Raw genomic sequence first — 14,943 nt, 5'->3', positions numbered from 1 at the left:
GGATCAGACCTCAGCTCTTCTTTCTCGGCCCGCGCTCGGCCGGCGGCTCGCCGCCTTCGGCCGCAGGCGGGGAGGCCGGCTTGTCGCCGCCACTCTTGCGCGCGGAATCCCTGATGCCCTGCATGTCGCGCGCCTCGCGGATCAGGCCCGGCATTTTTGCGAGACTGCCGCCCTCGACGCCGATGTCCGACAGGATCGAGTCGATCAGCGGCGCCTGAACGCGGTAGCGCAGCGCCGAATCGATCACCTCGTCGGTGGCGCTGCGGCCGCCATTGCCGTTTCCGTGGCCATTGCCGTTGAGGCCATCGACCTGGAGGATGCGGATGCCCTCGATCTTCTCCATCGGCTTGACGCTCTCGCGTACGATGCCCTCGATGCGGTCGAGCAGTTTTCTGCGGAAGAGGGAGTAGCGCGCCTGGTCGGTGAGAACGTTCTCGGCCTCGTTGAGCAATCGCTGCGCTTCCGCTTCCACGGCCGCGCGCACGCGCTCGGCCTCGGCGGCGATCCGTGTCTCCTCGGCCTGCTTCTCGGCGATGAGAATTTCTACGCCCTTGCGACGCTTGGCAATCTCGTTCTCGCGAGCGGTGATGACCCGCTCGGTGGCTTCTGTGGCGCGCATCCGCGCTTCCTCGGCTGATGCTTTGGCTGCGGATTCCTCCAGCGACTTCGTGTGGATTGCGATCGCCTTCTCCATCAGCACGGTCTCGACCTCCTTCTCGCGATTGATTTCGAGCTTGCGCAGCTCGCGTTCGCGGCCGATCCGGGCTTCGTCGAGGCCGCGGTCGGAGGAGATGCGCGCGCGCTCGACTTCCTCGCGCGCGGCAATCTCGGCTTCCTGCAAGGATTGCACCCGAGCAACCTCGAGCTGCTCGATGGCGCGACGCCGCTCGATCCGGGCGGCTTCCAGCGCCTGCTCGCGCGAGACGTCGGTGGTCTCGACCTCCTTGCGTGCGACGATCTCTGCCTGCCGGACCTGGCGATCGGCGTCGATCCGCTCGGACTTCTTGGTGGACAGCGCGATGACGCGGTCCTCGTCGGCGATCTCGATCGCCTTCTTCTGCTCGATGTTGAGCACCTCGCGCTTCTTGGAGGAATTGATCCGTTCGGCCTCGAGCGCCAGATCCACCGTGATACGCTGGCGCTCGATCGCGTCACGCCGCTTCAGCTCGGCCGCCTCCAAGACGCCGGTCCGTTCGATCTCCAGTGCGCGGGTTTCGCGCTCGGCCTGGATGCGCTCGGCCGCAACCGCCTTCTCCTGGGCGATGCGGGCCGCCTCGATCGCCTCGCGCGAGGCGATATCAGCTTCCTCGACGGCGCGGTTGCGGGCGATCTCAAGCGAGCGCACGCGCTCCTCCTGCGCGATGCGCGTGGCCTCCGTGGCTTCTCGCGCTGCGATGCCGGCGACGTCGAGTGCCTGGTTGCGCTCGATCTCGAGTTGCCGTGTGTTCTGTTCGGCGGCGATGCGCTCTGCCGCGAGCGTCCGCTCGCGGGCGATGCGGGCCGCCTCGACCGCGCGTTGAGCCTCGATCTCGGCCTCCTGGATTGTTCGCACCTGCTGGATCTCCAGCGCGCGGGTGCGCTCGTCCGAGGAGATGCGCTCGACATTGACCGTCATGGTCTGGGCGATGCGGGCCTTTTCGGTGGCTTCGCGCGCGGCAATCTCTGCCTCTTCCACGGCACGCGTGCGCTCGATCTCGCGGCGCCTCGTCTCCTCGTCGTTGGCGATGCGGGCGTCGGTCACGACGCGATCCTGCTGGATCCGCGCCTTCTCGATCGCCTCGCGCGCGGCGATCTCGGCTTCCTCGACCGTGCGCATCCGCTCGATCTCGCGTTGGCGTACCTCGCGCTCCGAAGCGATGCGGGTGGTGTCGATCGAGCGCTGGTTGGCGATCCGGGTCTTCTCGATCTCCTCGCGCGCCAGCAGTTCCTTCTCCTCGATGGTACGGGTGCGCTCGATCTCCTTCTGCCGGGTCTCCCGCTCGGAGGCGATGCGGGCCTCCGCGATCGCCTGATCATTGGCGATGCGCGCGCGCTCGATGGCCTCCCGCGCAGAAATCTGCGCCTGTTCGGCCTCGGTCTCGCGGAGCGCGCGTTCGCGGGCAACCTCGGTGCGCTGAAGGGCGCGGCGCATCTCGATGTCGCGCTCCTGCTCGAGGCGCGCGGTCTCGCTCTCGCGCTCGATCTCGAGCGCCTGCCGCTCGGCTTCCAGATTGCGCGAGCGGATCTTGATCATCGAGTCCTGCTCGATATCGTTGCGCAGCTTTCGCTTGGCCTCGATATCCTCCATCAGGCGGGTCAGGCCTTCGGCGTCGAACCGGTTCGACGGGTTGAAGAACTCCAGGTCGGTCTGATCGAGATCAGTGATCGCGACCGATTCTAGCTCGAGACCATTCTGGGCGAGGGCTTCGGATGCATTGGTCTTGAGGCGTGCGACATAGTCGCCGCGCCGCTCGTGCATTTCCTCCATGGTCATTTCGGAGGCGACCGAGCGGATCGCGGATATGAATTTGCCGGCCAGCAGCGCATGGAGCTGCTCGGGCTCCATGGTGCGGCGGCCGAGCGTCGCCGCCGCGATCGAGACCGCTTCGCGGGTCGGCTGGACCCGGACATAGAAGTCGGCCTCGATGTCGACGCGCATGCGGTCGCGGGTGATCACGGCGTCCTGCTTGGAGCGGACGATGCCCATCGGCAGCACGTTCATGTTGACCGGCGTGTAGTCGTGGATGAACGGCAGCACGAAGGCGCCGCCATCGATGACCACGCGTTCGCCGAGGAAGCCGGTCCGGACGAACGAGGTCTCCTTCGAGGAGCGGTGGTACAGCCAGTTGACGATGTAGACGCCAACCACGATCACGACGATCGCGACGATCAGCCAGAGGATCAATTCACCGACGAGAATCCCCGACATCTTTCCCTCCCTCGTACCTTCGGCGTTACCGCGCGCCGATCGCCTTGAATTGACGCACCTGCTCCGTCAGCGCCCGCTCCACGGGCAGTCGCTCCATCGAGGACGCCCCGTAGAAGCCGTGGCAATGGCGGGTGTTCTTCATGATGAAATCGGCATCGGCGGGATCCGCGATCGGGCCGCCGTGAGCCAGCACCAGAATGTCCGGATTGACACTGAGCGCAGCGGACGCCCAGATGTCGATCTGCGCGGGACAATCCTCGAGCTTCAGTGCGGTCTGCGCGCCGATGGTGCCGCCGGTGGTCAGGCCCATGTGACAAACGATGATGTCGGCGCCGGCGATCGCCATTGCGGCGGCCTCCTTCTCGCTGAACACGTAGGGCGTGGTCAGCATGTCCTTGTCGTGCGCCTTGGCGATCATGTCGATCTCCAGCGCATAGGACATGCCGGTCTCTTCGAGATTGGCGCGGAAGACGCCGTCGATCAGGCCGACGGTCGGAAAGTTCTGCACGCCGGCAAACCCGAGCGCCTTCAACTGGTCGAGAAACACGTCCATGTCGCGGAATGGATCGGTGCCGTTGACGCCCGCCAGCACCGGCGTCCTGGTGACCACGGGCAGCACTTCGTTCGCCATTTCGACGACGATGGCGTTGGCATCGCCGTAAGCCATCAGACCCGCGAGCGAGCCGCGGCCGGCCATCCGATAGCGGCCCGAATTGTAGATGACGATGAGATCAACGCCGCCGGCTTCCTCGCACTTGGCTGATAGACCGGTGCCGGCGCCGCCGCCGACTATCGGCTCACCGCGCCTTGCCATGTCGCGAAAGGTCTTCAGGAGCGCTGCGCGTTCAAACCTCGCCATCGGTCACCTCGCTACTCTTCGGCGCACCTTGGTACGGCCGAACAGGGTTCGGAACGCACTGACAATGGCGGCGGCGAACTCGGGATCGTTGATGTTCTTGGGCACGCGGATGAGCTGGCGGTTGCCGGTCTGCCGCACCGTGCGCTCCAGCGTGCGAAATAGCGCGGTGTCGGCGTCTGGATCCCAGAACGGCTGGCCCCGCGCATCGAGGGCGGACACGCCGCCCTCGGGCAGGAAAAAGCGTACAGGGCCATCCATCTGATTGAGCCGCTCAGCGATCCAGCGGCCCATGCGCTCGTTCTCTTCGGCCGTTGTCCGCATCAGCGTCACTTGCGGATTGTGGACGTGAAACTTGCGGCCGCGGTAGCGTTCGGGAATAGTCTCGGGCGCGCCAAAATTGACCATGTCGAGCGCGCCGACCGAGCCGACATAGGGAACGCGGCTGCGGATGATCGCGCCGAAGCGATCTTCGGTCGCAGGAAACACGCCGCCCATGAGCAGATCGCAGATCTCGGTCGTCGTGAGGTCGATGATTCCGGCGAGCTGGCCGGACTCGACGAGCTTCTCCATCGAGCGTCCGCCGACGCCGGTGGCATGGAACACCAGGCATTCGAAATCATCACGCAACTCGGCCGCGATCTTCTGAACGGCCGGCGTGGTGACGCCGAACATGGTAATACCGACCGCTGGCAGGCCGCCGGCCTCGCGCGCCGCTGCGGCGCGGGCATCGAGCCGCGCCTTGACCATGCCGGCGAGCGCGTTGGCGCCGTTGGCCAGCACCGCCCGCGAGATCGAGTTCAGCCCCTGCACGTCGGTGACCGAGTACATCATCGTGATGTCGGCGGGACCGACATAGGGCCCGACATCGCCCGAGGCGACGGAGGAGATGATCAGCTTGGGTACGCCGACGGGTAGCGTGCGCATCCCCGGGGCGACCAGAGACGCTGCGCCCGAGCCGCCGGCCGAGATCACTCCGACGACATTGCCCTGGCGCCGCAGCCAGTTGGCGAAGGCATCGGCCATCGCGGTCACGGCGGCGCCACGATCGGCGCCGAACACCGCTGCGCCGCCACGGCTGTGGTTCAGGGCGATCTCCTGCGCGGAGACATCGCACGACGAATGCTTGCCACTCGTGGAAACATCGACTAGCCGCGTGCGCAGGCCGCTTTCTGCGATGATGTCGCGGATGAAGCGCAGCTCAACGCCCTTGGTGTCGAGCGTGCCGACGACCAACGCCACAGGCGGGCCGGCGGCCTGCGTCGTCACCGGCTCGCGCTTGCGCCGCGTCGTCTCTTCGAGCCGGGTGACTTGCGTCGAGACCGTTCGCGCAGCAGCTTCGATGCGGGCGATCGGTACCGGTTGCGACCATCGGGTCGGGAGCGTCGGGTTGGAGATGTAGATGCGGATCGGTCCCTCGCGGCGTGGCGCCGGCGCCGGCCTGGCTTCGACACCGGGCGCGGCGACGTCGATATCCGGCTCGAGCTCGGCGTGAAGCCCGACGCCGAGCAGGCGCTGCTGGAGCTCGCGGTCGGCGGCGAGGCGGGCGGAGTCGATGATGCGGTTGATGCGGCCGTTGACCATGATCGCGACGTTGCGCGAGATCGCGGTGGCGACGCCGATATTCTGCTCGATCACGAGCACGGACATGTCGCCGTCCTCACCGAGCCGCAGCAGCATCTCCTCGACCTGCGCCACGATGACGGGCGCGAGCCCTTCGGTCGGCTCGTCCATGATCAGGAGATGCGGATTGGTGAGTAGCGCGCGAGAGATGGCGAGCATCTGCTGCTCGCCGCCGGAGAGCTGGCCGCCGCCGTGATCCTTGCGCTCGGCGAGTCGCGGGAAGGTCTCGTAGATGCGATCGACAGTCCAGGCGCCGGGCCGCAGGCCGCCGGCCAGCCGCAAATGCTCGTCGACGCTGAGCGAGCGCCAGAGCCGGCGTCCTTGCGGCACATAGCCGACGCCGAGCCGGGCGATCTGGGCCGGAGGCCGCCGCGTGATGTCGTCGCCACGAACGCGGATCGAGCCGCCGCTCACGCCTACCAGACCCATGATCGCCTTGCACAGCGTGGTCTTGCCCATGCCGTTGCGGCCGACGACGGAGAACACACCGTTCTCCAGTGTGAGATCGACGCCTTGCAGGGCGTGCGAGTGGCCATAGTAGACATCGAGGCCGCGGACCTCGAGCGCGGCCTTGCTGCGGCGGACCTCATTCATGACCGCCTCCGAGGTAGAGCTCCTGCACCTCGGGATCGGACTGGATCTCCTGCGGCAGGCCTTCCTTGAAGATGCGGCCGTTGTGCATCATCGTGACGCTCTCGACGACGCGTAAAGCGACATCCATGTCGTGCTCGATGATGATGTAGCCGATATGCGCGGGCAGCGAGGTCAGGATCTCGATCAGCTCGGCCCGTTCGGTCGGCGACAAGCCGGCGGCCGGTTCGTCGAACAGGACAAAGCGCGGGGCGCCCGCGAGCGCGAGCGCGATCTCGAGCTGGCGCTGCTGGCCATGCGCGAGCTCGGCCACGCGCTGGTCCTTCACGGCCGAAAGATGCACGGCCTGGACGAGATTGTCCGCCGCATGCATCAGGGCGTCGTTCTGTCCCGGACGCAGAAACGAGAAGCGTCCGCGCGAGACGCCGCGGCAGGCGAGATAGACGTTGTCCTGCACGGTGAGGCCGGGGAACAGCGCCGAGATCTGATAGGTCCGCCGCAATCCGCGCCGGATGCGTTCATAAGGCGGGAAGTGCGTGACGTCCTCGCCGAAGAAGCGGATGGTGCCGGAGGAGGGCGGGAAGTCGCCGGTGATGCAATTGAACAGCGTGGTCTTGCCGGCGCCGTTCGAACCGAGCACCGCGCGCCGCTCACCCGGACGCACCGTGATGGTGACGTCGGTCAGCGCCGCCAGCGCGCCGAACAGGCGCGTCACGCCGCGGAGCTCCAGCGCAGCGCCGGCGCCCACGGCGGAGAGGCGTTGAGCGACGCTATCCATCACGGCGCCCTCCGCCGGAACGGTCCGCGCCGCGGCGCTGACGCTGGCGCCATCGCTGCCATAGGCCGATGACGCCGTCCGAGGACCAGAACACGATGGCGAGGAAGCCGAGCCCGATCAGCAGGCGGAAGCGGTTGCCATCGAGGCCAAGCCTGACCAGGAAGTCGAGCGCGAAGGTGCGCAGTAGCACGAAGATCAGCGCGCCGATGAAGGGACCGATCGGGCGCGTGATGCCGCCGACAACGGCGATGATCAGCACGTCGATGCAGGCTCCGACGCTGACCGACCCCGGCGAGATCTGACGGTAGTTCCAGACCTGGAGCACGCCGGCCAGCGCGGCCACGAACGAGGCGAACGCATAGGCGGCGACGCGGTGCGCATTGACGTTGAAGCCGAGCGCAGCCATGCGCCTGGGATTGTCACGCACGCCCTGGAGGGCAAGACCGAAGGGCGCGCGTGAGAGATATTCGACTGCGAAATAGCAGAGCGCGGCGACCGCGAGCACGACGTAGTAGAAGGGAATGTCGGCGCGCCAGTTCACGCCCCAGAAGTGCGGCGTGGCCACGGTGTTGATACCGGTATGGCCGTTGAAGATCGCCCAGTTCTGGTTGGTGAAATAGTAGAAGGCCGCGCCGATCGCGAGCGTGATCATGATGGTGTAGATGCCTTCGGTGCGGACCGCGAGCGCGCCGCCGAGCGTGCCGAAAGCGGTCGCCAGCGTCAGCGCCATCGGCACCGCGAGCCACCACGGCCAGCCCAGGCTGATATTGGCATTGCCGCTGACGCCGAACACGGCGACCATATAGGCCGCGAACCCCGCGATGGTAAGCTGCATCAGGCTGACCATGCCGCCATAGCCGGCGAGGAACATCAGGCTCAGCGCCATGGTGCCGAGGATCAAGGTGGAGGCGAAGATCTCGATCAGAAAGAAGCCGTTGGCGATCAGCGGCATGATCAGGAGAATGACCGCGACGATCCAGGCGGCGGGATTGTTGACCTCCGGCCACGTCCGTGCCGGGCGCTGCGCCATTGTGGCGGGGCGTACGGCAAGCCGTGCATCGTGGGCGAGCGACATCTCAGCGCCTCGCCAATAGGCCTTGCGGCCGGATGGCCAGCACCAGCACCATGATCAGGAAGGTCACGACGATGGCGTAGGTCGGGATGTAGACCGAGCCGAGCTGTTCGGCGAGGCCGATGATCAGTGCGCCGAGTGCGGCGCCGGGGATCGAACCCATGCCGCCGACGATCACGACGACGAGGGACGCCAGCAGGAAGCGGATGTCCTCGCCGGGCGACAATGACTGGAACGTGCCGCCGACCACGCCGGCGGTGCCGGCAAGTCCCGCGCCAAAGGCGAACACCAGCACGAAGACGAGCTGGATGCGCACTCCGGTCGCAGCAAGGATATCGCGATCATCGACGCCGGCACGAATGATCATGCCGATCCGGGTGCGGTTGAGCGCGAGCCACATCGCCACGCCGATGATCACGGAAGCGGCGAAGATCACGAGCCGCACCAGCGGATATCTGAGATAGACCGGCTCGCCTGAGGATTTGATCGCCGTGATCAGCGGCAGCTCCACCGGGCCGATCAGCCAATTCGGCGTCTGGATCTGGTAAAAGTCGCCGCCGCAGGCCCACAGCATGAGGTCGGCGAATACGATCGAAAGCCCGATCGTCACCATGGTCTGCCTGAGATCCTGTCCCTCCATCCGGCGGAACACGATCAACTGGAGCAGGACGCCGACCAGGGCGGTCAGGATGAAAGCGACGATGAAGCTGAGGATCCAGGAGCCGGTCGAGGCGCTGATGGCGTAGCCGACATAACCGCCGAACAGATAGAGCGAGCCATGCGCGAGGTTGACGTTGCGCATCAGGCCGAAGATCAGCGTGAAGCCGCTGGCGACGAGGAAGTAGAGCCCTCCGAGCGTGATGCCGTTGAAGACGGCATTGAGGAAGACGCGCTTGCGGCCGATCGCCTCTTCGAGGCCCGGCGGCCAGACCGCGAAGACCAGCCAAAGCACGACGGCAATGGCAATGATCACGATCAGCGCCCAGACGGGATGGCGTTCGACAAAGCGGCTCATGGTCTCGCCCCGCTTGCGGCAGGGCAATCGCATATGGGAAGCGATTCCCTGCGGCCCATCCTTCGAGACGCCCGCTTTGGCGGGCTCCTCAGGATGAGCGCGGAGTGTGCGGCAGCAGGTTCAACGGGCCGGATGCCAATTAGCCTCGTCCTGAGGAGACCGCGGAGCGGGCGTCTCGAAGGACGAGGCGCTTGCTCAGACCACTCCAAGAGATCATATGCGATAACCCTGCCGCTTCCGGGGAGCGGTCGCGTCCAACGGGTCGCGCCAAAGGCGCGCTCGATGACGGGCTTCGGCGCGGGTGCACCCCAACCCTCTCCCCGCAAGTGGGACGAGGCGGCGTGCAAGCCGTTATCGGCTGCGAGCCCTGCCATGGGCGAACATCCTCCCTGGACTCGCAATTCTCTAGCGAGATCGCGTTGCCCACATCCTAGCCGGGCTGCGAGGAGGACGTTTGATCGTGAGTATCTTTTCGCGCAGCGGCTAGGTGCGCAAAACTTTGGCCGCGCGACGATAATCGGTCGGGGCCATCCCGACATTGGCGGCGAAGAAGCGGGTGAAGCCGCTTTGCGAGGAGAAGCCGAGATCGAAGCCGATATCGGCGATCGGCGCCTCGCTCGCCACCAGCGCTTCGAGCGCCTGTTCCATGATCAGCGTGTTGAGATAGAGATTCGGCGTGACGCCGGTCTGGACGCGGAACAGCCGGTAGAAATGCGGTCGAGACAAACCGGATTCCCGCGCGATCCTATCGAGCTCCATCTCGGCCCCGGGGCTCTCCGACATCAGCCTGATGCATTTGCGCACACGGAAGTCGGTCACGGCACCATTGGCGCGCGGATCGCGCGCGATCTCGGCCTGTTGCCAGCTTTCATCGTAGCAGATGTCGATCAGCCGCCTCAGCTCGGAATCGAGGCTGGAAAGCGATGGTGCGCCGCACACGAGCGCGGCGGTCCGCCTGATGTGCTTGTCGAGCGCAGGCGTGCGCCTGAATTGGGTGCGGCCGAAACGCAACCGGTCGGAGCCGGATGCGTCCGGCGCAAACCATTCGGCGTTGACGTAAAGCACGAAGAAGATCGCGCCGCCGTCGACATCGGCCGGCAGGAAGTTGTGCGGCTCCCACGGATTGACGGCAACGACCGAGGATTCGGTGAGATCATAATGCCCGTTGGAGACATCGATGCATGCCGGCATGCCGCCGACATGGAAGATCAGATGACCTTCACGATGGGCGTGGATATTGAAAGGGCGGTTCAACTGATAAACCGTCGCCCGGCCGAACCGGCCGTGGAAGACGGCGAGCGCGCGGCTCATGCCTTCCCCTCCCGAATGTTCTTGTCTTTTCGGCCAGCGTTCAACAACCCCGGCGAGATTGCAAGAGCGGAGAGCGACCGCGTCAGCAAGTCGCTCTCCGCCAGCGCGGTGCAGGCGTGATGCGTCAGTACTTCTTACATTCCGGTACTGTGCGGCTCGGCAGCCCGATCTTCGAGAACACGGCCGGATCATAGCCGAGCGTCTGGTTCACGTTCGGGATCACCTTCACGACCTTGCTGAACAGCGCGCCCTTGCCGTCGTCGACGACTTCGGTGACGAAGTTGGTGCCGATCGCCTGGCGATTGGAGTCGAGCTTGATCTTGCCGTTCGGCGCGTCGAGCTCGATCTTCGCCAGTGCTTCCTTGAACTTCGCCTGGTTGTTGGAGAGGTCGCCATTGACTTGGCGCAGCGCAAGGATCAGCGCCATGGTTGAATCATAATAGTTGGTCGCGAGCAGCGACGGGCTCGGGAAGCGCTTGTTGGGCGGGAAGGCGTCCTGATAGGCCTTCACGAACTTCTGCCAGCCCGGATCCTCCCAGGTATCGGCTTGGCCGCTCGCCGCAATGGTGCCGATCAGCGCGTTCTTGGCGTTGCCCTTCGACGACAGGATGGTCTGGTCGATCATGATGGAACCGCCCATCAGGTGCGCCTTGCCGCCGGCCTGCTGATACTGGTTGAGAAAGTTGACGGCATCCGCGCCGCCGAGCCCGAGATAGATGGCGTCGACGTCGTCGGGCAGGGCGGCGATGACCGAGGCGAAATCCTTCGTTCCGAGCGGCACCCATTGCCGGTTGGTGACCTGTCCGCCGGCACCGCAGAACTCGAGCACAAGGCCGAACACCTGGGTGTAGATGAAGGAGTAATCCTCGCCGACGGTCGCGATCTTGCGATACTTCTTTTCGTCATAGGCGTATTTGCCGAGGCCGACTTGCCACTGTGCGCCGTCCATGTTGTACCGGAAGAAGTTCGGGGCCGGATCGACATAAGTCGTTTCCTGGGCGCCGGAGGCCGCATTGATGAAGGTCAGCTCGGGATGAGTTTTTGCAAAATTCTTTACCGCGATGCCCTCGTCGCCAGAGAGCGGTGAGAGCAGGATCTGCACCTTGTCCTGTTCGATCAGCTTGCGCACCGCGCGCACGGCGGAGTCGGGCGTTGCGTCGGTCGAGGCGACGATGAATTCGAGTTCCTTGTCGCCGACCTTCTTGCCGAGCACGTTGAGGGCCGTCTGGTGGCCGCGCATGCCGTCCTCGCCGAGCACCGTGTAGGTGCCTTCGAGCGTCGCAGTCACGCCCACCTTGATCTTCTCCTGAGCGATCGCGGCGCCTGAAAGAAACAGGCTGCTCAGCGCCAGCAGTCCCACACTGCATTTCGACATTGTGCTCCTCCCTGTACCGTCGATTTGTCGCCGTGCCAACCGGCGCGGCGCCCGCAGCTCGAAAGGCTGGCGGATTTGACGGGAAGGCTAGCCGAAGTCGCATGCGGTGCATGCGCGGGCGCCTCGTTCCGCTTGACGGGCAGTCTCATTTTGGATGTTGCGGCGCAAATGGTTTCGCGGTGCAGCACGTGGCGGGTGACTTCGCGCGCGCCTGTTGAGATAGTGGCGCCCGCCGCTTTTCGATCTCGACCGCAGGATCTGCAACATGACGACTGACAGCTTCACCATCCGCGCGATCGAGGCGTTCTGCTATCGCTATCCGCTGGCAACGCCGGTGGTGACGTCGTTCGGCAAGATGCTCGACCGTCCCGCCGTCTTCGTTCGCGCTGTCGACGAGGACGGCGTCGAGGGATGGGGCGAAGCCTGGTGCAACTTTCCGGCTCCAGGCGCGGAGCATCGCGCCCGGCTCGTCAACGAGGTGCTCGCCCCCGGCCTCGTCGGACGCAAATTCGAGGGTCCTGCCCAGGCCTTCGAGCCGCTGACCAAAAGCACCGAAGTTCTGGCGCTTCAATGCGGTGAACCTGGTCCGTTCGCGCAGGCGATTGCGGGCATCGATCTCGCGCTGTGGGATCTCTCCGCGCGCCGCCAGCGCCTGCCGTTGTGGCGGCTGCTCGGCGGTCAGTCGCGCAAGATCAAGGTCTATGCCAGCGGCATCAATCCCGGCGGTGCGGCGCAGACGGCGGAGGCCGCGCTCGAGCGCGGCCATCGCGCGCTGAAGCTGAAGGTCGGGTTCGGCGCCGAGACCGACCTCGCCAATTTGGCGGCGCTGCGCCGGATCGTCGGCCCCGGTATGCTTGCTACCGATGCCAATCAGGGCTGGTCAGTCACGCAGGCGATGGAGATGCTGCCGCGGCTGGCCCAGTTCGATCTGCGCTGGTTGGAAGAGCCGATCCGCGCCGATCGGCCGCGCGAGGAATGGCGCAGGCTGCACGCCGCAGCGAAGATGCCGATTGCCGCCGGCGAAAACATTTCGAGCGCCGAGGGTTTCAGGGAAGTTCTGGCCGAAGAGGTGCTCGGCGTGGTTCAGCCCGATATTGCGAAATGGGGCGGGCTGAGTGTCTGCGCTCCACTGGCTCGCGACATTCTGAAGGCGGGCAAGACGTTTTGCCCGCACTATCTAGGCGGAGGTCTTGGCTTGCTTGCATCCGCGCACCTGCTCGCCGGTATCGGAGGCAATGGCTGGCTGGAAGTCGACGCGAACGACAATCCCTTGCGCGATCTGTTTTGCGGCCCGGTCCTCAACGTGAGGGAAGGCACGATTGAATTGGACGAAGAGCCGGGCCTCGGAGTAGCGCCTGATCTGGCATCTATCGAGCGTCATCGCACCATTTAGATCAGAGATTCGTCGGCTTCCGACCAACCCGCGCGTCGGGTGGCGATGTCATCGCCCGCTGGCGGTCGCCGAAATGGCGCGCGCGTGCGCGATCAGCGCTCTCGCCGTCGGACCTTTCAGGTGATCATCGAGAATGCCGACGGGTGCACCCCGCGAGCGAGGACGCCTGCCTTGTTCTGCTTCAAAGACCTGGCTGTGACCGAAGGCCTCGGGCTCTATCGGGAGAGGCCTATGGCGACAATGCCGGTCATCGGCCGGCGGCCTGACATCACGTTGCCCGTTTCGGATGTCGCGGAGTCCGCCAAGAGCCTGGACACCCACAAGGATCCCTCGAAACAGCCGGTCGTCTTCTAAAAGCCGCCGCCTCGGTAATGGGCCCGGGAGCGGCGGTGGAATACATTCCTGCATGTGTGTGCCGCTTCACATTTTGTACGTGAAACGATGCTACCATTGACTTGAAAGTCCCTTTTATTTTTTGGCCCAACGTCAGCGTTTTTTTGCAATTGCCTTCTTCCAGGGGCGCGTAATGAGTAGTCGTGATCGGGTCTGCGACCGTATGGTCATTCTGCACCAACGTGTCTGGTCGCTCAATTCTCAACTTGCAGAGCTTCGAAACCTTAGCACCCGGGTGCAAAAGGCGTTGGAAAGAAGCAACGGCAAACGTTCAAGAGTCCCATGTGTCGGGGCAGTGCGGCGTCGAGCTCGGAGATAAGTGCGCGTTGAGAGCCATTAGCCATGGCTCGGCCATGTGACAGCAACCCGCCGAAGGGAGGCTCTCTGCCAGAGGTCTGCTCTGGGCCAAAAGCGTCGTTCTCGTTGCCTGCTGGTCAGTTCAGGTCTGCGCCGATTGGCGCAGATTTGGAGCCCGGCCATGGGCATTCGCGGGGGGTGATCCTTGGGGTGGTCCAATCGCGTACCGCTCTATTTCCATGTGTGCTATCTGTTGGGTAGCAAAATGGTAGCAGGAAGAGCGGATCATGACTGACGATCAGGTCAACCTTGTCGTTCAGCACCTTTGCGAGCATTTGCACTTGGCACTCCGATTAAAGGGCAGCGAGGCGCATCCACCAAACGCCAAGGATATTGGATTCGATCCTGCCTCCGTAAGAACCGTGTTCCTAACCGGGTTGCGTTCGGCGGGGGTCACGATCCATGACGATGCGGCCGGGACGAGCGAAGAGCCGCCGTGGTCCTAAAGGCAAAACGGGGGACACCCTAGACAGCCGACGCTTGGACGAGCATCGAGTTAGGCAGCGTCGGGCCGGACGCTGCCGTCGTGAACTTACGAAACACTCTTCGGCAGCTCCCGTTGCGCCTGGCCGACTACGGGCCGGGTCGATGGCGGCGCTGATTGAAGCGTGCCGCTTTTCAATGGTCCGCATTGACATCGTCGCGCCGCATCCGCTTGCAAGGCTGCGTCTGGACGATTGCCGCATTCCGATCAACCGTCGCCTGGGAGCGCGGAGCGTAGAGGGCGGCATACCCAACCTTCTCCGTGATATCGTCGAGGCTGAGCCGAGTTGCGGCATCATTCGATTTGAGTGATGGGGCGATCACTGGGCTGGCCGAACCCACCGTTGCGGCTCGATCCGGTGCAGGTCAAGGGCGCGGAAATTTGGATCGAGGCGCAGAGGCGACATCCGCGTCGATGATGACATCATGCCCCTGTTTTGCCCGACGTGTCAAAAGCATCTGCGACATGGACTTTTTTCTCAGGAAATTGTCCTTTGGAAACAAGGGCCTTCTACTGTGCATGGGGTTGTTTTCGCATTTATTGGTTCAGTGCTCGGCGGGCAGCGTCGACCAGAACGCCGTAAGGCCTCGAGAATGGGAGGCTGCTTGGCCCCATGCCATGCTTGATTGCCGATCTCGGGGATCATGCCGCCAAGAATGTTGAACATGGTCCTGAGATGGGTGTCTCAGAGACGTACCCCGGTTGTGGCAAACGCTTGCGCGACTGGCTCCTGGATTCGATTCAAGATCACCATCCCCACAATCGCGATCAACGTTGCAGCGACGCA

The 14,943-nt window shown here is 64.5% G+C and carries 12 protein-coding genes; 4 read left to right on the top strand and 8 right to left on the bottom strand.

What is annotated here, in order from left to right:
* Window positions 1-10: 10 nt before the first annotated feature.
* From IVA92_RS12290 to IVA92_RS12255, 8 genes are all read right to left on the bottom strand, one after another.
* Window positions 11-2,908: a flotillin family protein gene (locus IVA92_RS12290; protein WP_247278136.1), complete on the bottom strand. Its 2,898-nt coding sequence runs from the start codon at window positions 2,906-2,908 to the stop codon at window positions 11-13.
* Between the two features lie 25 nt (window positions 2,909-2,933).
* The gene (locus tag IVA92_RS12285; protein WP_247278135.1) at window positions 2,934-3,767 is read right to left on the bottom strand and encodes a phosphoenolpyruvate hydrolase family protein; all 834 of its coding nucleotides are present in this window, start codon (window positions 3,765-3,767) and stop codon (window positions 2,934-2,936) included.
* Window positions 3,768-3,770: 3 nt separating this feature from the next.
* Window positions 3,771-5,981: an ABC transporter permease gene (locus tag IVA92_RS12280; RefSeq protein WP_247278134.1), complete on the bottom strand. Its 2,211-nt coding sequence runs from the start codon at window positions 5,979-5,981 to the stop codon at window positions 3,771-3,773.
* Window positions 5,974-6,756 carry an ABC transporter ATP-binding protein gene (locus IVA92_RS12275; protein WP_025035423.1) on the bottom strand — a complete coding sequence of 261 codons (783 nt, stop codon included), beginning with the start codon at window positions 6,754-6,756 and terminating at the stop codon, window positions 5,974-5,976. Before IVA92_RS12275 ends, IVA92_RS12280 begins: the two co-directional genes overlap by 8 nt.
* Window positions 6,749-7,831: a branched-chain amino acid ABC transporter permease gene (locus IVA92_RS12270; protein WP_247278133.1), complete on the bottom strand. Its 1,083-nt coding sequence runs from the start codon at window positions 7,829-7,831 to the stop codon at window positions 6,749-6,751. The genes IVA92_RS12275 and IVA92_RS12270 overlap by 8 nt, the downstream gene beginning before the upstream one ends.
* Window position 7,832: 1 nt before the next feature.
* Window positions 7,833-8,843: a branched-chain amino acid ABC transporter permease gene (locus tag IVA92_RS12265; RefSeq protein ID WP_247278132.1), complete on the bottom strand. Its 1,011-nt coding sequence runs from the start codon at window positions 8,841-8,843 to the stop codon at window positions 7,833-7,835.
* A gap of 483 nt (window positions 8,844-9,326) precedes the next feature.
* Window positions 9,327-10,154: an AraC family transcriptional regulator gene (locus IVA92_RS12260; protein ID WP_247278131.1), complete on the bottom strand. Its 828-nt coding sequence runs from the start codon at window positions 10,152-10,154 to the stop codon at window positions 9,327-9,329.
* Window positions 10,155-10,278: 124 nt separating this feature from the next.
* Window positions 10,279-11,529: an ABC transporter substrate-binding protein gene (locus IVA92_RS12255; protein ID WP_247278130.1), complete on the bottom strand. Its 1,251-nt coding sequence runs from the start codon at window positions 11,527-11,529 to the stop codon at window positions 10,279-10,281.
* 265 nt (window positions 11,530-11,794) lie between these two features.
* Here IVA92_RS12255 and IVA92_RS12250 point away from each other — a divergent pair, with 265 nt between their 5' ends.
* The 4 genes from IVA92_RS12250 to IVA92_RS12240 all read left to right on the top strand — a co-directional run bounded on the left by IVA92_RS12250 (window position 11,795) and on the right by IVA92_RS12240 (window position 14,467).
* Entirely contained in the window at window positions 11,795-12,922 is a 1,128-nt protein-coding gene (locus tag IVA92_RS12250) for a mandelate racemase/muconate lactonizing enzyme family protein (RefSeq protein WP_247278129.1), read from the top strand.
* Window positions 12,923-13,153: 231 nt separating this feature from the next.
* Entirely contained in the window at window positions 13,154-13,276 is a 123-nt protein-coding gene (locus tag IVA92_RS35750) for a hypothetical protein (protein WP_256464607.1), read from the top strand.
* Window positions 13,277-13,899: 623 nt separating this feature from the next.
* A complete protein-coding gene (locus IVA92_RS12245; protein ID WP_247278128.1) occupies window positions 13,900-14,118 on the top strand; it encodes a hypothetical protein in 219 nt (72 codons plus the stop codon).
* A gap of 142 nt (window positions 14,119-14,260) precedes the next feature.
* A complete protein-coding gene (locus IVA92_RS12240; RefSeq protein ID WP_247278278.1) occupies window positions 14,261-14,467 on the top strand; it encodes a hypothetical protein in 207 nt (68 codons plus the stop codon).
* The last annotated feature ends 476 nt before the right edge of the window (window positions 14,468-14,943 follow it).

This window comes from Bradyrhizobium sp. 154 (assembly GCF_023073875.1).
GTDB lineage: Bacteria > Pseudomonadota > Alphaproteobacteria > Rhizobiales > Xanthobacteraceae > Bradyrhizobium.
This window is presented reverse-complemented; position numbering and strand designations above follow the sequence as displayed.